19 protein-coding genes and 1 riboswitch are annotated in these 19,097 nt (G+C 59.1%); of the genes, 12 read left to right on the top strand and 7 right to left on the bottom strand.

What is annotated here, in order from left to right:
• Nucleotides 1-98: 98 nt before the first annotated feature.
• The 7 genes from IDM28_RS19885 to IDM28_RS19915 all read left to right on the top strand — a co-directional run bounded on the left by IDM28_RS19885 (nucleotide 99) and on the right by IDM28_RS19915 (nucleotide 5,623).
• Nucleotides 99-563 (top strand): GNAT family N-acetyltransferase, encoded by a 465-nt coding sequence (locus IDM28_RS19885; protein ID WP_101322286.1) that lies wholly within the window; start codon nucleotides 99-101, stop codon nucleotides 561-563.
• A gap of 221 nt (nucleotides 564-784) precedes the next feature.
• A complete protein-coding gene (locus IDM28_RS19890) occupies nucleotides 785-1,432 on the top strand; it encodes a DedA family protein (protein ID WP_101322287.1) in 648 nt (215 codons plus the stop codon).
• Nucleotides 1,433-1,439: 7 nt separating this feature from the next.
• Complete coding sequence (locus IDM28_RS19895) at nucleotides 1,440-2,255, top strand: zinc-dependent peptidase (protein ID WP_188036734.1); 816 nt, start codon at nucleotides 1,440-1,442, stop codon at nucleotides 2,253-2,255.
• Between the two features lie 93 nt (nucleotides 2,256-2,348).
• Nucleotides 2,349-2,876, top strand: coding sequence for an inorganic diphosphatase (ppa, locus tag IDM28_RS19900; protein WP_101322289.1), 528 nt, complete (start codon nucleotides 2,349-2,351; stop codon nucleotides 2,874-2,876).
• A 204-nt stretch (nucleotides 2,877-3,080) separates the two neighbouring features.
• Entirely contained in the window at nucleotides 3,081-3,782 is a 702-nt protein-coding gene (locus tag IDM28_RS19905; protein WP_188036735.1) for a helix-turn-helix transcriptional regulator, read from the top strand.
• A 509-nt stretch (nucleotides 3,783-4,291) separates the two neighbouring features.
• Nucleotides 4,292-5,427, top strand: a protein-coding gene (locus tag IDM28_RS19910) for an IS3 family transposase (protein WP_188036736.1) whose coding sequence is annotated in 2 segments (ribosomal slippage) — nucleotides 4,292-4,547 and nucleotides 4,547-5,427 — 1,137 coding nt in all. Because the reading frame shifts where the segments join, the coding sequence is not laid out codon by codon here.
• Complete coding sequence (locus IDM28_RS19915) at nucleotides 5,393-5,623, top strand: helix-turn-helix domain-containing protein (protein WP_188036737.1); 231 nt, start codon at nucleotides 5,393-5,395, stop codon at nucleotides 5,621-5,623. The genes IDM28_RS19910 and IDM28_RS19915 overlap by 35 nt, the downstream gene beginning before the upstream one ends.
• A 67-nt stretch (nucleotides 5,624-5,690) precedes the next feature.
• On the opposite strand, the gene IDM28_RS19920 is transcribed toward IDM28_RS19915, so the two are convergent.
• The 3 genes from IDM28_RS19920 to IDM28_RS24065 form a co-directional block, all read right to left on the bottom strand.
• Entirely contained in the window at nucleotides 5,691-7,451 is a 1,761-nt protein-coding gene (locus tag IDM28_RS19920) for a retron Ec67 family RNA-directed DNA polymerase/endonuclease (protein WP_188036738.1), read from the bottom strand.
• A gap of 520 nt (nucleotides 7,452-7,971) precedes the next feature.
• Complete coding sequence (locus IDM28_RS24060; RefSeq protein WP_316937018.1) at nucleotides 7,972-8,274, bottom strand: hypothetical protein; 303 nt, start codon at nucleotides 8,272-8,274, stop codon at nucleotides 7,972-7,974.
• Nucleotides 8,246-8,671 carry an Arm DNA-binding domain-containing protein gene (locus IDM28_RS24065; RefSeq protein ID WP_316937019.1) on the bottom strand — a complete coding sequence of 142 codons (426 nt, stop codon included), beginning with the start codon at nucleotides 8,669-8,671 and terminating at the stop codon, nucleotides 8,246-8,248. The genes IDM28_RS24060 and IDM28_RS24065 overlap by 29 nt, the downstream gene beginning before the upstream one ends.
• Nucleotides 8,672-8,884: 213 nt before the next feature.
• Here IDM28_RS24065 and IDM28_RS19930 point away from each other — a divergent pair, with 213 nt between their 5' ends.
• Nucleotides 8,885-9,781: an alpha/beta hydrolase gene (locus IDM28_RS19930; protein ID WP_188036764.1), complete on the top strand. Its 897-nt coding sequence runs from the start codon at nucleotides 8,885-8,887 to the stop codon at nucleotides 9,779-9,781.
• Between the two features lie 20 nt (nucleotides 9,782-9,801).
• On the opposite strand, the gene IDM28_RS19935 is transcribed toward IDM28_RS19930, so the two are convergent.
• Complete coding sequence (locus tag IDM28_RS19935) at nucleotides 9,802-10,791, bottom strand: zeta toxin family protein (RefSeq protein WP_181107895.1); 990 nt, start codon at nucleotides 10,789-10,791, stop codon at nucleotides 9,802-9,804.
• Between the two features lie 156 nt (nucleotides 10,792-10,947).
• Nucleotides 10,948-11,089: riboswitch (FMN riboswitch) on the top strand.
• A gap of 79 nt (nucleotides 11,090-11,168) precedes the next feature.
• Between IDM28_RS19935 and ribB the strand changes: the two genes are divergently transcribed.
• The gene (gene ribB, locus IDM28_RS19940; protein ID WP_188036739.1) at nucleotides 11,169-11,819 is read left to right on the top strand and encodes a 3,4-dihydroxy-2-butanone-4-phosphate synthase; all 651 of its coding nucleotides are present in this window, start codon (nucleotides 11,169-11,171) and stop codon (nucleotides 11,817-11,819) included.
• Nucleotides 11,820-11,879: 60 nt separating this feature from the next.
• Here ribB and IDM28_RS19945 read toward each other — a convergent pair whose 3' ends face one another.
• The 3 genes from IDM28_RS19945 to IDM28_RS19955 are packed head-to-tail and all read right to left on the bottom strand — an operon-like array spanning nucleotide 11,880 to nucleotide 15,565.
• Nucleotides 11,880-13,073: an SGNH/GDSL hydrolase family protein gene (locus IDM28_RS19945; protein ID WP_188036740.1), complete on the bottom strand. Its 1,194-nt coding sequence runs from the start codon at nucleotides 13,071-13,073 to the stop codon at nucleotides 11,880-11,882.
• 1 nt (nucleotide 13,074) lies between these two features.
• Nucleotides 13,075-14,175 carry a DUF459 domain-containing protein gene (locus IDM28_RS19950; protein ID WP_188036741.1) on the bottom strand — a complete coding sequence of 367 codons (1,101 nt, stop codon included), beginning with the start codon at nucleotides 14,173-14,175 and terminating at the stop codon, nucleotides 13,075-13,077.
• Nucleotides 14,162-15,565 (bottom strand): MBOAT family O-acyltransferase, encoded by a 1,404-nt coding sequence (locus IDM28_RS19955; protein ID WP_188036742.1) that lies wholly within the window; start codon nucleotides 15,563-15,565, stop codon nucleotides 14,162-14,164. The genes IDM28_RS19950 and IDM28_RS19955 overlap by 14 nt, the downstream gene beginning before the upstream one ends.
• Before the next feature lie 255 nt (nucleotides 15,566-15,820).
• On the opposite strand from IDM28_RS19955, the gene IDM28_RS19960 reads away from it, so the two are divergent.
• The 3 genes from IDM28_RS19960 to dxs all read left to right on the top strand — a co-directional run bounded on the left by IDM28_RS19960 (nucleotide 15,821) and on the right by dxs (nucleotide 18,964).
• Nucleotides 15,821-16,063: an exodeoxyribonuclease VII small subunit gene (locus IDM28_RS19960; RefSeq protein ID WP_188036743.1), complete on the top strand. Its 243-nt coding sequence runs from the start codon at nucleotides 15,821-15,823 to the stop codon at nucleotides 16,061-16,063.
• Nucleotides 16,060-16,947 (top strand): (2E,6E)-farnesyl diphosphate synthase, encoded by an 888-nt coding sequence (ispA, locus tag IDM28_RS19965; RefSeq protein WP_188036744.1) that lies wholly within the window; start codon nucleotides 16,060-16,062, stop codon nucleotides 16,945-16,947. The genes IDM28_RS19960 and ispA overlap by 4 nt, the downstream gene beginning before the upstream one ends.
• Before the next feature lie 121 nt (nucleotides 16,948-17,068).
• Nucleotides 17,069-18,964, top strand: a complete 1,896-nt coding sequence (gene dxs, locus IDM28_RS19970) for a 1-deoxy-D-xylulose-5-phosphate synthase (protein ID WP_150570991.1) — start codon at nucleotides 17,069-17,071, stop codon at nucleotides 18,962-18,964.
• Nucleotides 18,965-19,097 lie beyond the last annotated feature (133 nt).

Raw genomic sequence — 19,097 nt, forward strand, 5'->3', positions numbered from 1 at the left:
TGGCGGCTGGATTGCGCTTCGCGCCTGCTTTGGGGCAGCATGGGCGCGAACGTTGTCGGCAACCTGTCGTTTGCCTAAATGGACTCTGAGGGCCGTACATGCGCATCATCAAGGCAACCCTGGCACATCTCGACCTGCTCAACCCATTGTTCGTCAAATACCGCGAGTACTACGGGCAACTGCCCTACCCGGACAGCTCACGCAGCTTTCTCGAAAAGCGCCTGCGGCTGGAGGAGTCGGTGATCTATCTGGCCTTCGCCGATGACGATGTCGACGACAGCAAGCTGCTGGGCTTCTGCCAGCTGTATCCAAGCTTCTCGTCGCTGTCGCTCAAGCGTGTGTGGATCCTCAATGACATCTATGTCGCCGAAGATGCCCGGCGAATGCTGGTAGCCGACCACCTGATGCGTGAAGCAAAGAAGATGGCCAAGGAAACCAACGCCGTGCGCATGCGCGTATCGACCAGCACCGACAATCAGGTCGCCATGAAAACCTACGAGTCTATGGGCTTTCGCGAGGACACCGAGTTCAAGAACTACACCCTGCCGATCAACTCGGATTGATCGCGCTGTGGCAGCGGCGTGCAGCCGCTGCTGCAGACACCAGCGCCACCACCTTTGCCGCCGGCCGGTAATCCGCCGCTACAATCTCCCCGGGCACGATCCCAGCTTGTCCGTATAATCCCTTTTTTACATGTGTGAAAGTTTACCTACGCTCACACATGCGTAGCCGATTTCCGTCTTTGCGCGCCCGTTGTCGCGGGTCAAGAACACAGGTGCTGTACATGGATTTCAACCCGCTTGACCTCATCCTGCATCTCGATGCCTACCTTGATCTGCTGGTGAACAACTACGGCCCGTGGATCTACGCCATTCTCTTCGCGGTGATCTTCTGCGAAACCGGGCTGGTGGTGATGCCATTCCTGCCGGGCGACTCGCTGCTGTTCATTGCCGGTGCAGTGGCGGCCGGTGGTGGCATGGACCCGGTGCTGCTGGCCGGCCTGTTGATGGCCGCAGCGATCCTCGGCGACAGCACCAACTACGTGATAGGCCGCACGGCCGGTGAACGTTTGTTCAACAAGCCCAACTCGAAGATCTTCCGCCGCGACTACCTGCAGCGGACCCATGATTTCTACGACAAGCATGGCGGCAAGACCGTGACCCTGGCGCGCTTCCTGCCGATCCTGCGTACCTTTGCGCCGTTTGTCGCCGGCATCGCCCACATGCACTACCCGCGTTTCCTGACTTTCAGCGTGGCCGGTTCGCTGCTCTGGGTCGGCGGCTTGGTCACCCTGGGCTACTTCTTCGGCAACGTGCCGTTCATCAAGCAGCACCTGTCGCTGATGGTGGTGGTGATCATCGTCCTGTCGCTGGTGCCGATGCTGCTCGGCCTGCTGCGTGGCCGCTTCGGTCGCGCGGCCAAGGCGCACTGATCGGCACATGTGGTCGTTACGCGCCTGGCGGCGCCGGCGCACCCTGGCGCGCTACCCAATCGATGCGCAGTTGTGGCAGGCCGTGCGCCAGCGCCTGCCGGTGCTCGATGGCATAACCGCCGAGGAAGACCACTGGCTGCGTGAGGCCTGCGTGCTGTTTCTGCATGCCAAACACCTGACCTGCCTGCCCGGGTTCGAACTGGATGACGAGCAGCGCCTGCTGCTCGCCGCCCAGGCGCAACTGCCGTTGCTGCACCTGGGGGATCTTGACTGGTATCAGGGTTTTCACGAGATCATCCTCTACCCCGACGACTTCAAAAGCCCCCAGCGCCACCGCGATGCCAGCGGCGTCGAGCACGTCTATGACGGCGAGCACAGCGGCGAAGCCTGGCAACAGGGGCCGGTCATTCTGGCAATGGACGGGGTACTCGCCGGTGGCGGCTGGGAGGCCTACAACCTGGTGATCCACGAGCTGGCGCACAAACTCGACATGCTCAATGGCGATGCCAACGGCCTGCCGCCGCTGCACCACGGCATGCACGTCGGCGACTGGTCGGCTGCGATGCAGAGCGCCTACGACGACCTCAACCGCCAGCTTGATGCCAACCCGGATGCCGAGACCGCAATTGACCCCTATGCCGCGGAGAATCCTGCAGAGTTTTTCGCCGTCACCAGCGAATACTTCTTTAGTGGGCCTGACCTGCTACAACAGGCGTATCCGCAGGTCTATCAGCAATTGGTCCAGTTCTACCGGCAGGACCCGCTGGCCCGCCTGAGCCGGCTGCAGGCCGAAGATCCGCAGTATTGCGCCAGTCAGCCCTGAGCTGGCCACACATCAGGCAGGGCGTGGCGTGCACTGGCGGAATATGCCTATAATCGCCGCCAATTTTCTGAACAGACACGGGGGCCCTGCCCAATGAGCTACAGCAAGATTCCGGCTGGCAAAGACCTGCCGAACGACATCTACGTCGCCATCGAAATCCCGGCTAACCACGCCCCGATCAAATACGAGATCGACAAGGACAGCGACACCCTGTTCGTCGACCGTTTCATGGCCACCCCGATGTTCTACCCGGCCAACTACGGCTTCATCCCCAACACCCTGGCCGACGACGGTGATCCGCTCGACGTGCTGGTCGTGACTCCGTACCCGGTAGCGCCAGGCTCGGTCATCCGCGCCCGTCCGGTCGGCGTGCTGAACATGACCGACGATGGCGGCGGCGACGCCAAGGTCATCGCTGTCCCGCACGACAAGCTGTCGCAGCTGTACGTCGACGTCAAAGAGTACACCGACCTGCCAGCGCTGCTGATCCAGCAGATCGAGCACTTCTTCGCGAACTACAAAGATCTCGAGAAGGGCAAATGGGTCAAGATCGAAGGCTGGGCCGGCGCCGATGCCGCCCGTGAAGCGATCACCAAATCGGTTGCTGCCTACAAGGGCTGAGCCGAACAAGTCTGAGCGGTGATGCCGTTCAGACCATGTGTCTAGGGGCGCTCTGCGCCCCTTTTCATGCCTACTCTTCCCTGCTGCAGATTCCCTCGCACAAAATCCGTCCTAGGATCCTTCCTACAAACCCTCTGTTTTCCCACAACAAAATCAAACCCTCAGTTCATTTTCCTGCCGCTCTGCCCCCGTTAAACTTCGCCCATGACGACATCCGGCGATCGCCTCAAGGCACTCCTGCAAGAATGCGACCTGACCCCTTCCGATTTCGCCGCCCAGCGTTGCGTTACCCCCCAGCACGTCAACAATTGGTTCAAACGCGGTGTGCCTCTGGCACGCATGGACGAAATGGCCGATCTGTTCTGCGTGCACCGGCGCTGGCTGATGAACGGCGTAGGGCCCAAATACCACAGCGCCATCCTGCGCCAGAGCGGCGTCTGCGCCGAGGCAGTGCACCAACCCACCTCGCTGCTCGACCTGGACGGCCGGCTGCTGCGGATCTCCCTGTACCGGCTGCACGGTAACCAGCTGTCACCTGACATGCAGGGCCACCTGACCCTGCCGGCACAGTCCCTGGAAACCCTCGGCGTGTTCCCTCAGCGAGCGATCTGCATGCTCATGCCCGCCGGCAACATGGCGCCGATGATCCCGCAGGACGCGATCATTGCCATCGACCGCGGCAGCACCCACGTAGTCGATGGCCAAACCTATGCCCTGCTGCACAACGGCCAGCTCAAGGTGCACTGTCTCAGCCTCGAGCACGACGACACCCTATGCCTGCACAGCCATGACCAGCGTAACTACGCGGTCGAGCGCTACACCTTCGCGCAACGTCAGGAGCAAGGGCTGGAAATCATCGGCTGGGTATTCCACTGGTCATATTTCAACCAGCGGGCCAGCTCCTGAAATACCCCGTGCAATTTTTTGCTGGGCATCGGCTGCCAGCCCTAGTATGCTTCGGCCCACATTACGCCCCACACCGGCCCAGGCCGCGTTGCAGAGGGCTCGGCGACGCCTGACACAGCCGTCTGCCTTCTTTTCATGGCCCTTGAGGTCATACCGTTTAAGGCGGTTGCGGCTTACCAAAAATGAGCCAAGATCGTCCCCGAGAAGCCGGCCACAAGCCGGCTTTTTAATTCCACAACCCCCCGTATTCACTGGACTTCGCTGCCTTCCTCCTCGTTTTGACCCCCACTTTGACCCACACTTTATCGCTGATAAGAATTAGCGACGTGACGACGAGCGGGCGCGAGAAAGATGCCCACTGCCTAAATCCCACGTTTTTCCCTTCCTATAAATCGCCTCTGCCTTACCCCTCCATAGCTCTGTCCCCTGTCCCTGTCCCTGTCCCTGTAGTGGTCTAATGAAACCGGACACCCATTTAGGCGAGAATGCTCGCCACAGAGAGGTGTCTGATGACCAAGCAACGCCGTACCTTTACTCCTGAGTTCAAACGCGAAGCTGCCTGCCTAGTGCTCGATCAAGGCTACAGTCATGCCGAAGCAGCCCGCTCGCTCGGTTTGGTCGAGTCGGCCCTGCGCCGTTGGGTTAACCAGCTTCAGCAGGAGCGTGGCGGCATCACGCCCACCAGCAAAGCGTTGACCCCAGAGCAGCAGAAAATCCAAGAGCTTGAAGCTCGGGTAACGCGTCTTGAACGTGAGAAATCGATACTAAAAAAGGTTACCGCGCTCTTGATGTCGGAAGATCTCGAGCGTACTCGCTGATCCGTCAGCTCAGCGCCGATGAACCCGTTGATTGGTTGTGCGAGGTCTTCGAAGTCACTCGCTCAAGTTACTACGCACATCGCCATAGAAGACGAACTCCGGACGTTGAGCGACTGCGATTGCGCAGTCGGGTGAATGAGTTGTTCACGCAGGGGCGAAGTGCGCCCGGCAGCCGTAGCATCAAGGTAATGATGCAAGAAGAAGGTGAGCAAATCAGCCGGTTAAAGGTGCGCAGCCTGATGCGTGAGCTGGCGTTGGTGAGCAAGCAGCCAAGGTCGCATGCGTACAAAAAGGCCACAGTGGAGCGGCCAGATATTTCGAATATTTTGAACCGAGCGTTTGATGTCGAAGCGCCAAATCAGGTCTGGTGTGGCGACATCACTTACGTTTGGGCGCAGGGCAAATGGCACTATCTGGCAGTTGTCCTGGATCTCTATGCACGCAGAGTGGTGGGCTGGGCCCTATCAGAAAAGCCGGACGCAGACCTCGTGGTCAAGGCGCTGGACGGGGCTTACGAACAACCTGGCAAACCTCAAGGAATGCTGTTCCACTCCGACCAGAAATCGCAATATGGCAGCCGTCAATTCCGCCAGAGTATGAGCCGCCGAGGAAATTGCTGGGACAATGCGCCGATGGAGCGAGTATTTCGCAGCTTGAAATCAGAGTGGATACCGACCACGGGGTACCTGACTGGGCAGCAAGCACAGCGAGACATCAGCCAGTACTTAATGAGCCATTACAACTGGATCCGCCCGCATGAATTCAACGATGGGCTGGCTCCGGCAAAAGCTGATGAAAAACTCAAAACTGTGTCCGGGATCAGTTGACCACTACACAGTCCGTGTTCGCAGAAAAGTTGTCGGGCTGAGTCAAGAAGCCTTGGCAGACGCCTCAGGTATCGACAGAGCGCATCTTGGGAAGATTGAGAGAGGGGAGCGCAACGTGACGATCCTTAACATCCTCAGAATTGCGAGGGCTTTGGGATGCCGGGCGTCAGACCTGCTCAGCGAGTCAGACCTGTAGTTGATAGCGATTCAGCTATTATGCTTGAGAGTGATCGCGAACTAGAACCATACCAACAACTCAGGAGTTACAATTTCAATTTAGAAAAGTGCTCAATGCACTGCACCATTCTTGTCAGAATGATATTAAAGCCAGAAAAATCGATCTCATTCCTTTTCGGAACCACAACCTTTGTGGCAAAAAATTCTTTGCCATATTCTTTTGCAGTATCAATCTTATTTTCTTTATTGAAAACTTTATCACCCAGCTTAGTATCCCGCACATCTTGAGGAAACAGATCCTCAATAGAAGTCTTTGCTCCACCAACTTTCAATGGAGTGAGGATAATATAAAGATTATAGGCCACGCGAATGAAATCAGCCTTTCTGAACTCATTAGCAGCTAAACCGGAAGGAGAAATAGTTGGCTTATACTTAGTGCCCTTCAAAATCCCCTCAATCGAATTGAAACCATCATCATTATCAAGTATCAATATAACGGGGCGCGTCGGAACTGGAGCCTTGTAAGAATTAAAATGGGCACCAAACTCCGCGACAAACTTTCTTAAATAGTCAGTGCCACCTGCAAGCTCAAGCAAAAACTTGGTGCGACCAGTGTAATTGATGAATTGAACAAGCAATTCGTAAGGCGCAGCAGCTGTCTTTGGCCTAACCAACTTAGGATAACCAACAGCCAGCCTATTAATTGCTGCCTTCAAATAAATATTATCAGTTTGACCTTCACAGATAATCGTTGGCTTAAGATTGCCGTAAAAATACTTATAGTACAGGAAGCGACTCAACGTACGCTCACGGCCACTCAATAATTTTCGCGTATTAGAGCCATGATTAGACGGCTCGTAGTTGGGATTTAGAGCGGGCTTGTTGCGCTTTCTATTAAAAAAATCAATCTGATCTATGAAATTCAATTTACCTTCGAGGGCAAAAATATTTCCCTCTACCGGAGATCCAGACTCATTTTCCTTGTAAGCCCCAGTATTAAAGAGCGAATGACACTGGGATCGCACCGTTCTCCAATATTCGCTCTTAACTCCAGGCTTTCTATTTACGATCAGACCCGTTACATCTTGGCGTGAATCTCGGTATTGAATTCTTGTTTTCGGATGATTAATCTCAAATCCAGCTCGTCTGATCTCTGATTGCAACCGTTGACCTGGCGTATAGCTGCTAGCACCCTCCACCATTAAGGTAGTAGGGAACTCTTTCTCGCGAGTCGAAAATGTTATATCGTCTGCATATCTCGTATAAATGCATGAATTATCTTTTGCGAGAGATGCCAGCCGGATATCAAGAGAGTGCGTAATCAAATTTGTGATAACAGGGGAGCACGGACTTCCTTGAGGCAGCTTATTATCATAGCAAGCAATTTGTGCAATTACTGTCGCGACTGCAGGATCGAGCTGGAAATTCCTATTGGAGATAAAAAAGCCTCGAACTCTACCAAAGTTAAAACCATCAAAAAAATCTTTCAGATCAATGTTTAGAACATTTTTCCGATTTAAATGCATCACCGCATTGGTCAAAATTGATCGCTCGCGGACAAAGCCATGAGCAAGAGTAGACTTAAATTTCGGCCCCTTTAATTTTTCAATTTCTTCAGCGCAGTCTTGCAATAAAATCGAAAGAGCTTTCTGAATAGATTTCAATTCATCGGAGGGTGCCTGAATAGTGCGATCACCGCCACTTTTCTTACGAATAGTGAAACTCTTGTACTGAGTCTCAGGCTTCAATCTGTACAGGACATTGGTGAGATGAGAAGAATCGATTTTCAGTAGCAGGGCAAGATCCGGTTTAGTTCTTGCTGCGCGTAGACCATCAATCTTCTTCATTACTCACTGCTGCCATGCCGGGAAATGAGGTGGCTTACGGGCACTCTTAGGCATTACCAGGACCGCGAAGAATCGCTAAGTCATCTCAAGGGCAATCCTTTCGGACAATTTTTTCACTGATCGCGATGCGCGACCCAAAATCTGCCCGTAAGCCGAAACCGGAGGCTAGCAAAAAATTGGATCCGATTGCAACGTCGGCGGATGAATAAATTTCATCTGCCAACGATTGCGGGGATTGCCGTGTAGCGCCATTTAGGGTTATGACAAGTGCGCAGTAGATCGTCTTTCCGATCCATGGGATGACAGATAGGCAGTCCAATCAGCCAAAAGAGGCATGCGTTTTCAAAAATAGTCAGTATGATTATAGGCTTTTTCTGTTCGATCGTTCGTCGTGGGCCAGCATCATCTCACATACCTCACGAGGGTAATTAGTCTGCTCGGCTGCCCAATTTCTACCTGAAGATCTAAATCCGTGCCGGGTGACATCTGCATGCCCCATCTTATGAAGCAGCGTACGAATTTAATTAGCCCCCATAACGCCAGCTTTACCTAATCCTGGAAAAATACAAGTTGTATTTTTGTATCTAGGCAGTGTTCTCAGAAATCCGATCACAACAGGCGGCAGCGGAATTTTAAAATCTTCAGTCATCTTCATCTTAAGTCCGGGGACAGTCCAACCCTTCTTTATTAGATCGATCTCTTGCCACTCTGCGAAACGCACCATTATGGTTCGAGCACACGTATAGATGAGCAAGCGGGCAGCATCAGCATCGCGAATTTTAATTTGTTTTAGTTCATCTATAATCAAAAGCGTGAAGCTCAAACTTCCTTATCCACCCCTTCTTCCACTTTTCGCTCATCCCTTCCGTGTGTTTCAGATGATATTTGTGCGCCAGTTCTCTAAAGGATGGTGTTTCTGCTGAGGCCTGCGCGGAAGCTTTACGCTTCTGACGCTCGCCATTCCGTGCTTCAAGCGGGTCTACGCCGGACAGGCGGATTTTCCGGTGATCCGACGCGGCGCCTTTCGCATCCGCCAATGTGACATCAGGGTAGCGGCCCAACCCCATCTCGCGGCTTTTGCCGTCAGATTTATATCGATAGATCCAGCTAGGTACTCCCGCCTTGCTGATCTGGGGATAGAGACCATCACCATCCCCTGTCTTGCCTGGTTGGCCTTTCTTGATGATCCACGCAATGCCTTTTATAGTCAGGCTCCCCACTCATTCAACTCCTGTAGACCCACACCTTAACCCACACCTCAGCACCGGTTTTCAGCGAACGAGGGCGGACGTCACTGGAAGGATTACAGGAGAAAATTCTTATTTTGTAAGGGGTTGCGGATCATCGCAAACATCCTCGGACAATCGAGAAGCCGCCCACAAGCCGGCTTTTTAATGCCCGCAATTCACCCGCCCTCCCGCAGGTAGCCCATGATGAAAATCGTCCCGCTGCTGATTACCCTCCTGTTCGGCCCCGTCGTCATTGGCCAGACGCTTGCAGCGCCTCCTGCCCGCGAGCAGACGGTCGATTCGAGCGGGCTGCAAAGCGATAGTCAGGCCTATCGCTTCAGCACCTTCAGGCTGGACTCCGACGATGGCAAGCGCCACTACCAATTGTGGGTCGGCCAACCCGACAGCCCGGCCCCGGCTGCCGGCTACCCGGTGCTTTGGATGCTCGACGGCAATGCAGCGATGGCTGTGCTGCAACCGGGGCTGTTGGAGAAACTCGCCAACGGACAAGCCCCACTGCTGGTAGCCGTGGGTTATCAGGGTGAGCAACGCATTGACCGAAACGCGCGCAGCTTCGATTACACGCCTACCGTAACTGGCTTGACCGAACAGCTCGACCCGCTAACGGGCCTGCCCAGCGGTGGTGTCGACGCGTTTCTGGACCTGCTCAGCCAGCGCATGCGCCCGCTGGTCGCCAGTGTCGCGCCAATCGACACCAACCGGCAGACGCTGTGGGGCCACTCCTACGGCGGCCTGGCGGTCCTGCATGCGCTGTTCACCCGCCCAGGCGAGTTCAGCCACTACGCAGCCGCCAGCCCCTCGCTGTGGTGGCATGACGGTGCGATTGTGCGCGAGGCACAAGGCCTGCTGCAGCGCCTGGGTCAGGCTCGACCGTCCCTGCTGCTGATGCGTGGCACAGCCGAACCAGCCAGTCCGCGTGGACAGCAGCAGGCAGATGCCGAGCGGCCGATGCGTGAGCTGGCGACCGAGCTTGGCCAGGTAAACGGCCTGCACGTCTCTTACCAACGCTTCGATGACCTGAGCCACGGAGCAATGCTGCCTGCATCGCTCGCGCATCTGCTGGAAACGCTTTCAAAGTAATCAGCAGGCGGTGTGCTGCGTTATGGATGGACGTACTTGAGCACATACATGGACAAGGCGCGGAACACCTCAGCCGGAATCGCGGGCATCAGCGGGTGGGCTTTGGCCAATGTAGCGCAACACTTCTGAACCATTTTCTGGCGCACCTCTTCGCTTATCAGCCCAGCGTGAACGACTTGCGCATACTGCAGATAAGCGCATGGGGAGTTGGCCTGAGCATTGCGCAGGATGCCAAACTTAACGCCCAGATGTGGCACCTGAGCGAACGGCTGGCCCTTGAAGTCCGCCTGCGGCGTGAGCTCTGCATAGCTGTCGCAGGTACTGTGGCAGAGCACTTGGCGCTCCATGTTGGTCGGCAGGTCGCGCTGGTAGAGCGTGATTTCCGAGCCGGGCACTTGAGTGCAGGCATTTTCGAAAGCATCCAGAATCGCCTTGGCGTTGAACTGCGCCTCCTCGATCTGGGTCAATGACACCACTCGTTCAAGCTCGCTGGTTTCGATGCTTTTGACCACTCGATCAAGCGTTGCCCAATGGCTGAGTTCCTTTTGGCAGGCGATCATATGGACCTCGAAACGGTAGCCCGCTGCCGTTGCCGCCGGTGGAAATCTGGCAAATTCGATGTTATCCAGCGCCGACTCCATGATGATGTTGTACTTGTTGGCAAAGGCGTACGCGAACACTTTTTCGCCCAGTGCCCAGATGAACTTTTCGGTGTGCTCGTACACATGGAGCACACCCTGCGCCTGCATCTGCGCGTAACTGGGGTGCAACTCACGAAACGCCGGCAGGTATAGGCGTACGTAGTTCTCATAGGACCCACTGGGTAGCAGGGTTTTTTCCAGCAGGAAGGTTTTGCCCGAGCCCTGCGCACCGGCGACGATCAGTATTTTCGGGCTCGGCAACTGGTGGTCGTCAGGGTCGAAATCACGTTGTACGTCGAACAGCGTCACGCTGAGTTGATCGAACGCTTTCTGCACATCGTCATCGCTGAATGGGTATTGACTGGTCATGCGCGTGTGCTCCTTGAGGATCAGCCCGATGTCGGGCGGGTCGATAGGCTGCAGCACGCTCGCCAGGCTGAGGCGGTAAATAATTGCCACCGCCGACTACGGCGAAAGTCGCAGAGCCGGCGCTTGCCAGCCCGGTGCCTCGGTGCTGTATGCTGAGCCGGTCTTCAGGGCGGGGTGCAAGTCCCCACCGGCGGTAAATCGAAAGATGAGCCCGCGAGCGCCCCGACCCGGTCGGGGGACAGCAGATCTGGTGAGATTCCAGGGCCGACGGTCATAGTCCGGATGAAAGAAGGCGTTTGGCAGGGGCCATCAGGTGCCCCTGTGCGCGCGTTTTGTTCGCCCCGAGACGTTCATCGATTTTTCACGAGGAGCGTTTCATGTCACCCAAGCACCAACAGCAATTCCCCAATGTTGCCGCCGCACTGGCTGCATTCCAGGCAGGCCGTCCGGTCCTGTTGCTCGACGACAATGACCGCGAGGACGAAGCGGACATCATTGCCGCCGCCGAAAACATCTCGCTGCAAACCATGGCCATGATGATCCGCGATTGCAGCGGTATCGTTTGCCTGTGCCTGGACGAAGCCACGGTCGACGCGCTCGAGCTGGCGCCGATGGTGAAGAACAACCAGGCCCGCCATGGCACCGGTTTCACCGTCACCATCGAGGCAGCCGAGGGCATCACCACTGGTGTTTCTGCGCATGATCGGATCACCACCATTCAGGCGGCTTTGAGCTCGAGCGCCGAACAGCGCCATATCGTCAGCCCGGGCCATGTGTTCCCGCTGCGGGCGCGCAATGGCGGCGTGCTGACCCGCCGTGGTCACACCGAAGGCACGGTCGACCTGGCGCGCCTGGCCGGGCTGCGGCCGGCCGGCGTGCTGTGCGAACTGATGAACCCGGATGGCAGCATGGCCCGCGGCGAGCAGGTGGCCTTGTATGCGCGTGAAAACAGCATGCCGATGCTGACCATCGAGGAGTTGGCCCAGTACCGCGTGGCGCTGATCCAGCTGGAAGCCGTCGCCGTCTGATCGCAACCTGACGCGGGGCGAGCCGGTATCTGCGGCCTGCCCCGTGCCAGCCTGAGCGCGCTAGCGCAAGCCTAGCGGACCTTTCAGGAACTGGTACAAGCCCGCCGCACTCTTGCGATAGCCATCTGCGGTCAGGTGCACCAGATCACCCCGCGCCAGCCCCTGTGCCTGCCAGGTTGCAATCGAGCACGGCCCACCCATGTAACCCTGCCAATCCCAGAACAACGCCTTGTGCTTCTGCGCCAGCTGACGCTGGATGCGCACAACTGCGGCCAATGGCTGCGGCTGGCGTGCTGCACAGCTGCGCGCCTTGCGCTGCTTGATCGAGTCCGGCGGGCCGACCAGCAGGATCGCGCTGCGCGGCATGTCCTGCCGCAATCGCGTCAGGGTGGTGTCCAGTTGCGTCTGGTACAGCGCCAGATCAAGGGTGTCGTCAAACGCCTCGTTGGTGCCGTAGGCGAGGATCACCAGGTCGGGGCGCAGCGCCTTGAGGCTGTCTTGCCAACCTGGCTGCCACTTGTCGACCACCTCCAGGCGGGCGCCGTTGATACCCAACGCCGACAAGGTCACCCCGCTGTTCTTCTGCCCTTGGATGTACCAGCCACCGAGCAGTACGCCCTGGCTGGGCTGCAAGCTCATCTGCACGGGCAAGCCGAGGTTGGGGAAGGCCGGGCTCAGTTGCCACTTGCCGGCGGTGGCCGGGAGCATGCGCCGCTGCGTGCGATTGGCCACCAGCGTGCTGTTGCTGGCTGCCTGGTACAACGCAGAGATGCGATAGCGCTGGTGGTCCTCATCACGCGCCTTGAGGGTGACCACCGGCTGCGCCGCTTGCGGGATGGACAAGTAACCACCCAACGGAAACTGGCTGCTCTGCTGGTTGCGCGCCGACACCAGCGTCCACTGCCGCGGCTCGCTGTTGATGATCACCCGGTCATGGCGGATGCCGGGCACGGCGGTGGCCGGCACCAGGCCAATGCCACCGTCACCGTAACGCGCCTGCAGCAACCGGCGCAGCTCGCCGCTGAACAAGTCTGCAGCGGTATGCGAGTCGCCCAGCTGGACAATCGCCACCGGCGCTCGGCCGGCGTTGCGCAGCTTGCCCGCGAGCAGGCTGACGTTGCCGTCCCGGGTCGGGCTGGGGTTTTTTGCCTGTTTGACCGGCTGCGGCTGTGGCGGCGCGGTTACGCCAGCGCTGCAGCCTTGCATGCTGCTGATCAACAGGGCCAGGCCCAGCAAGTGACGCCATGGGCGCATATCAGTGTCCTGTAACGGTCAGGCCAGCAAAACTGATCAGCGACAGTACCTGTGCAGCGATCATTTTCTGGCCGGTAATGGTGAAGTGCACACCGTCGTCGTAGCGCACCTTGACCCGCTTGCCTTCCGGCGTTTGCACGGTGAAGGAGAACTGTTCGTCGGGGTAACCCAGAAACGGGTTGGCGGACACGAAGTGCTGGCCGAACAGCGCCGTCTGTTGTTGGTACAAGCCACTCAGGTAAGCCATTGCAGCAGACAGCCGCGGCTGGTTCATGTTCGGTGGCCCGACCCAGATTACCTGCACATTTCGCGCGCGGGCCTGTTCGAGGATAGCGTCGATCCGGGCACGGTAGGCCAGCTCCCATTCCGCTGACTTGAAGCGCAGGAACGGCTTGCCCTTGCCTTGCGGCATGTCCCAAGGATCGTTGGGGCCGAGGAACACCACCATCAGGCGGATGTTCGGCTCCCGCGCCAGCGTGTCGGCGACGGTTTGCGGCCAGTTGAAAAAGCCCGGATAAGCCAGGCCGGTACTCTGCCGGCTGAGGTTGACGGTGTTGATCTGGTAACGCTTGCGCAGGCTGTTGGCCAGGTGAGGGGCGACCCCTTGCATCAACGAGTCACCGACCAGAAACACCTGGTCACCGGCGGCCAGAACCACGCTGCTAGCGGTTTGCGCCAAAGGCACTGGCGCCTGCTGGATAACCGGCAGCGGCGCACTTGCGCCAGGCTCGGCCACCCTGTGCAAAGGCTCGGGCCTGGCCGCAGGCAGCGGTTGTTCAAGATCGACGGTCACCACCGGCATGCTCGGCGCCAGCACGGTTGTGGCTGGCGCCGCGACCCCCTGCTTGTCGCCCTCCAGGCTGGCGATGAAACTGTCGCGCGCCGCGCCCAACGCTGTGGTCAGGCTGGCCCCGAAGCGCCAGGCCGGCGCTTGCCCAACCAGCGGCAGCTCGCAGCTCTGGTGATATTTTTGTTGGCAGTAGAGCTTGATCGAGTCTTGGTTGAGCCAGAACAAGATGCCCATCACCACCACGATCGCGTAAAGCGCCTTGGCCGCGTCCAACTGCACGCGCAGCAATTGCCCTGAATCAGAAGCTGGCATAGATGAACCCCGGTACGCCCGACTGCGAGGCGAAGATGATCAACGACACGAACAGCGCCAACGGCACCGGGTACAACTGCCACGGCAGGCGTTGGCTGGCCGCCAGGCTGCGCTCGAGCAGCTTGAGCAACTGTGGATAAATGGCCAGATACAGCACGCAGGCAAGGATCAGCACGCCGCTGGACGAGTTCAGCCCGGCCAGGCTGACATGGGCGATATCCGCCAGCATCTCCAGGGCGCCGTCGAGGGTCGGGCTGCGGAAGAAGATCCAGGCAAAGGCCACGTAGTGGAAGGTCAGCAAGCGCGCCAGCAAGCCCGCCCCGGGCACCTTGGCGAAGCCCGGCGCCGATTGTGCGAACAGCTTGTAGATCGCCAGGCCAATGCCGTGCAGCGCGCCCCAGATGAGGAAGTTGGCGCTGGCGCCGTGCCACAAGCCGGACACCAGCATGGCCAGCAACATGTTCAGGTTGCCGCGCCAGGCACCCTGGCGGTTGCCGCCCAGCGGGATATAGACATAGTCACGTATGAACCGCGACAGGCTGATATGCCAACGTCCCCAGAATTCCTTGAGATTGTGCGCAGCGTAGGGTGCGGCGAAGTTGTCCGGCAGGCGGAAGCCCAGCAGCAGGGCAATGCCGGTGACCAGATTGGTGTAGCCGCTGAAGTTGAAGTAGATCAGCAGGCTGTAGCCATACACGCTCAGCAACACCTGCTCGGGGCTGGCACTGCCCGGAGTGTCGAACACCGGATCGACCCACTCGCTGCCAAGCCAGGCGCTGAGGAAGAACAGCTTGACCACCGCCATGGCGATCAGCCCTAGCGCCCGTTGCGGCTCCAGCACCTGACGCATCGCCTCGGGGCGAATCTGCGGCAGCATGTGCAGGGCCCGATTGACCGGGCCGGCCACCAGGCTTGGGAAAAACGCCAGATACAGGGCAAGGTCCAACGGCGCCGACGTGCTCAGCTCGCGACGGTTGATCGAGACCAGGTAACTGACCGAGTGAAAGGCATAGAACGACAGCCCGATCGGCACCAGCAGTTCGACGATGGGCAACGACACATCAAGGCCCAGCGCAGCCAGGGCGTTTTGTGCGCCGCTGACGAAGAACTCCTGATACTTGAATAGATAGAAGCAGCCCAACACCAACGTCAGCAGCAAACCGCTGATGAACCAGCGCCCGGGATAGCGCGCCGCGAGCAGCCCGAGGGCGTACACCAGCACGCTGTAACCGAGCAGGATATACAGCGACTGCAGGCTGAAGCTGGCCACCAGGCCATAGCTCGCCGCCAACAGCAGTGCGTTCTGCAGACGCAGGCTCCAACACAGGCTCCAGTAGAGCAGGAAGAACAACGCAAAGCAGAGGCCAAATTCGATCGAAAGGAAGCTCACAACGTAGTCCGTTACGTGACGTGGAGAGAGGGGCGGTAAAGCACCGGAATAGAGCGCGCGGGATTATGTCAGAGGGACCAGAGGGCGACAATTGGACAAGTCTGTAAAACGCAAGATGAGCACACCAAGGTAAGTGCTACAAAATGCGACAGCATTTATTGCATGCCAGTAGGTCCGCTCACGCCCGTCGAATTTGCTCCGCATGCCTGCCTCTGCTAGTGTCGCGCCGTTAAGATCGCCACCGAGACCGTCGCCATGGCCCGCAAAAAAACCTCCATCGATTTCGAGCAATCCCTCGCCGACCTGCAAACCCTGGTCGAGCGTCTGGAGAACGGTGAACTGTCGCTGGAAGAGTCGCTGGCCGCCTTCGAGCAAGGCATCGCCCTGACCCGTGACTGCCAGGGCGCGCTCGCCCAGGCCGAACAAAAGGTGCAGATTCTGCTCGAGCGCGACGGCGAACTTGTCGCGCAGCCGTTCGACGCCGAGCCTGAAGCATGATCAAAGCCTATCAGGCCAGCTGCCAGGCCCGCGTCGACGCCGCCCTCGAACCGCTGCTGCAAGCGCCTGCCGAACAATTGCAGCGCCTGTATGCGGCCATGCGCTACAGCGTGATGAACGGTGGCAAGCGCGTGCGGCCATTGCTCGCCTATGCCGCCTGCGAAGCCTTCGGCACGCCGGCCGAGCAAGCCAACGGCGCAGCCTGTGCGGTCGAGCTGATCCACGCTTATTCGCTGGTTCATGATGACCTGCCGGCGATGGACGATGACGACCTGCGCCGCGGTCAGCCGACCACCCACAAGGCGTTTGACGAAGCCTGTGCGATTCTTGCCGGCGACGGTTTGCAGAGCCTGGCCTTCACCGCCCTGCTCGACCCGGGCCTGAGCCCGCAAGCCGACTCGATCCGCCAGGCCATGGTGCAAACTCTGGCCAACGCTGCCGGCCCTGCCGGCATGGTCGGCGGCCAGGCCATCGACCTCGGCTCGGTCGGGGTCAAGCTGGATCAGCAGGCGCTGGAATACATGCACCGGCACAAAACCGGTGCCTTGATCGAAGCCAGCGTGCGCCTTGGCGCCCTGGCCAGCGCCCGCGCCGATCAAGCACAGCTGGATGCATTGCAGGTGTATGCACGCGCGGTTGGCTTGGCCTTCCAGGTGCAGGACGACATTCTCGATGTCGAGAGCGATACCGCGACCCTGGGCAAACGCCAGGGTGCTGACATAGCCCGTGACAAACCAACATACCCGGCCCTGCTGGGGCTGGACGCAGCCAAAGCCTATGCCGGCGAACTGCGTGACCAGGCCCTGGCGGCGCTGAGCGGCTTTGGCGAGCACGCCGAACCCCTGCGTGCGCTGGCCCGCTATATCGTCGAGCGCCGCCACTGACAGTACTGGCAGTACCCGCTCGCGTTGCATTGGCAGCGCGGCGGCTGAACCTGTGTGAATGGGCAGTTTGCCGAACAATGGGGTAAACTGCCGGGTCTTCAAACCTATAACGACTCGCCTGATGCCCACGACGTTTCAAGAGATCCCCCGCGAACGCCCGGCCACTCCGCTGCTGGACCGCGCCGACACGCCCGCCGGCCTGCGCCGGCTGGCCGAAGCCGACCTGGAGAACCTGGCCGACGAGTTGCGCCAGGAGTTGCTCTATACCGTAGGCCAGACCGGCGGGCACTTTGGTGCCGGCCTCGGTGTGATCGAGCTGACCGTAGCCCTGCACTACGTGTTCGATACCCCCGATGATCGTCTGGTCTGGGACGTCGGCCATCAGGCCTATCCACACAAGATCCTCACCGGCCGTCGCCAGCGCATGCTCAGCCTGCGCCAGAAGGACGGCATCGCCGCCTTCCCGCGCCGCTCCGAGAGCGAGTACGACACCTTTGGCGTGGGCCATTCCAGCACCTCGATCAGCGCTGCGCTGGGCATGGCCATCGCCGCCCGCCTGCAAAACAGCGCGCGCAAGTCGATTGCGGTGATCGGTGACGGCGCACTGACCGCCGGCATGGCCTTCGAGGCGTTGAACCACGCCCAGGAAGTCAACGCCGACATGCTGGTGATCCTCAACGACAACGACATGTCGATCTCGCGCAACGTCGGTGGCTTGTCCAACTACCTGGCCAAGATCCTCTCCAGCCGCACCTATGCGAGCATGCGCGAAGGCAGCAAGAAGGTCCTCTCGCGCCTGCCCGGCGCCTGGGAAATCGCCCGCCGTACCGAAGAGTACGCCAAGGGCATGCTGGTCCCTGGCACCCTGTTCGAAGAGCTCGGCTGGAACTACATCGGCCCGATCGATGGCCACGACCTGCCGACCCTGATCGCCACCTTGCGCAACATGCGTGACCTCAAGGGCCCGCAGTTCCTGCACGTGGTGACCAAGAAGGGCAAGGGTTTCGCTCCGGCCGAGGTCGACCCGATCGTCTATCACGCCATCACCAAGCTCGAACCCGCCGACAAGCCAGTAGTGCCGCAGCAAGCCAGCGGGCCGAAGTACTCGGCAGTGTTCGGCCAGTGGTTGTGCGACATGGCGGCTGCCGACCCGCGCCTGGTGGGTATCACCCCGGCGATGAAAGAAGGCTCCGACCTGGTTGCGTTCAGCGAGCGTTACCCCGAGCGCTATTTCGACGTAGCTATCGCCGAACAGCACGCGGTGACGCTGGCTGCCGGTATGGCCTGTGAAGGCGCCAAGCCGGTGGTGGCGATCTACTCGACGTTCCTCCAGCGTGGCTACGATCAGCTGATTCACGACGTGGCCGTGCAAAACCTCGATGTGCTGTTCGCCATCGACCGCGCCGGCCTGGTCGGCGAAGACGGCCCGACCCACGCTGGCGCTTACGATCTGTCGTACCTGCGCTGCATCCCCGGCATGCTGGTGATGACCCCGAGCGACGAGAACGAGCTGCGCAAGATGCTCAGCACCGGCCACCGTTACAACGGCCCGGCTGCCGTGCGTTACCCTCGCGGGACCGGCCCGAACACGCCGATCAGTGCCGACCTCGAGCCCATCGAGATCGGTAAAGGCGTGGTTCGCCGCCAAGGCAAAACCGTGGCCTTGCTGGTGTTCGGCGTGCAACTGAGCGAAGCCCTGCAAGTGGCTGAAAAGCTCGATGCGACCGTGGTCGACATGCGTTTCGTCAAACCACTGGACGAGGCCCTGGTGCTGGAACTGGCGGCCAACCACGAGCTGCTGGTGACCATCGAAGAAAACGCCATCATGGGCGGCGCTGGCGCTGCGGTTGGCGAATTCCTCAGCCGCGAAGCGGTGCTCAAGCAATTGTTGCACCTGGGCCTGCCAGATACCTACGTCGAGCACGCCAAACCTGCGCAGATGCTGGCTGAATGTGGGCTGGACGCGGCTGGCATCGAAGCTTCGGTGCGGGCCCGGATGGTCAAGCTCGGCTTGTGATTGCTGGGGCCGCTTTGCGGCCTTCGCGGCGGTCCGGCAAGCCCGCTTCCACAGGGTTCGGCGACGCTGCTAAATCTTGTGGGAGCGGGTTCACCGGGACGCCGGACCGCCGCGAAGGGCCGCGGAGCGGCCC

Source organism: Pseudomonas sp. EZ-C24, from assembly GCF_014525325.1.
Lineage (GTDB): Bacteria > Pseudomonadota > Gammaproteobacteria > Pseudomonadales > Pseudomonadaceae > Aquipseudomonas > Aquipseudomonas shirazensis.

Bases quoted from the DNA above. Each gene is read 5' to 3' on its own strand.
- IDM28_RS19885 (WP_101322286.1), top strand. From the start codon at position 99: ATGCGCATCATCAAGGCAACCCTGGCACATCTCGACCTGCTCAACCCA.
- IDM28_RS19890 (WP_101322287.1), top strand. From the start codon at position 785: ATGGATTTCAACCCGCTTGACCTCATCCTGCATCTCGATGCCTACCTT.
- IDM28_RS19895 (WP_188036734.1), top strand. From the start codon at position 1,440: ATGTGGTCGTTACGCGCCTGGCGGCGCCGGCGCACCCTGGCGCGCTAC.
- ppa (WP_101322289.1), top strand. From the start codon at position 2,349: ATGAGCTACAGCAAGATTCCGGCTGGCAAAGACCTGCCGAACGACATC.
- IDM28_RS19905 (WP_188036735.1), top strand. From the start codon at position 3,081: ATGACGACATCCGGCGATCGCCTCAAGGCACTCCTGCAAGAATGCGAC.
- IDM28_RS19915 (WP_188036737.1), top strand. From the start codon at position 5,393: ATGAAAAACTCAAAACTGTGTCCGGGATCAGTTGACCACTACACAGTC.
- IDM28_RS19920 (WP_188036738.1), bottom strand. From the start codon at position 7,451: ATGAAGAAGATTGATGGTCTACGCGCAGCAAGAACTAAACCGGATCTT.
- IDM28_RS19930 (WP_188036764.1), top strand. From the start codon at position 8,885: ATGAAAATCGTCCCGCTGCTGATTACCCTCCTGTTCGGCCCCGTCGTC.
- IDM28_RS19935 (WP_181107895.1), bottom strand. From the start codon at position 10,791: ATGACCAGTCAATACCCATTCAGCGATGACGATGTGCAGAAAGCGTTC.
- ribB (WP_188036739.1), top strand. From the start codon at position 11,169: ATGTCACCCAAGCACCAACAGCAATTCCCCAATGTTGCCGCCGCACTG.
- IDM28_RS19945 (WP_188036740.1), bottom strand. From the start codon at position 13,073: ATGCGCCCATGGCGTCACTTGCTGGGCCTGGCCCTGTTGATCAGCAGC.
- IDM28_RS19950 (WP_188036741.1), bottom strand. From the start codon at position 14,175: ATGCCAGCTTCTGATTCAGGGCAATTGCTGCGCGTGCAGTTGGACGCG.
- IDM28_RS19960 (WP_188036743.1), top strand. From the start codon at position 15,821: ATGGCCCGCAAAAAAACCTCCATCGATTTCGAGCAATCCCTCGCCGAC.
- ispA (WP_188036744.1), top strand. From the start codon at position 16,060: ATGATCAAAGCCTATCAGGCCAGCTGCCAGGCCCGCGTCGACGCCGCC.
- dxs (WP_150570991.1), top strand. From the start codon at position 17,069: ATGCCCACGACGTTTCAAGAGATCCCCCGCGAACGCCCGGCCACTCCG.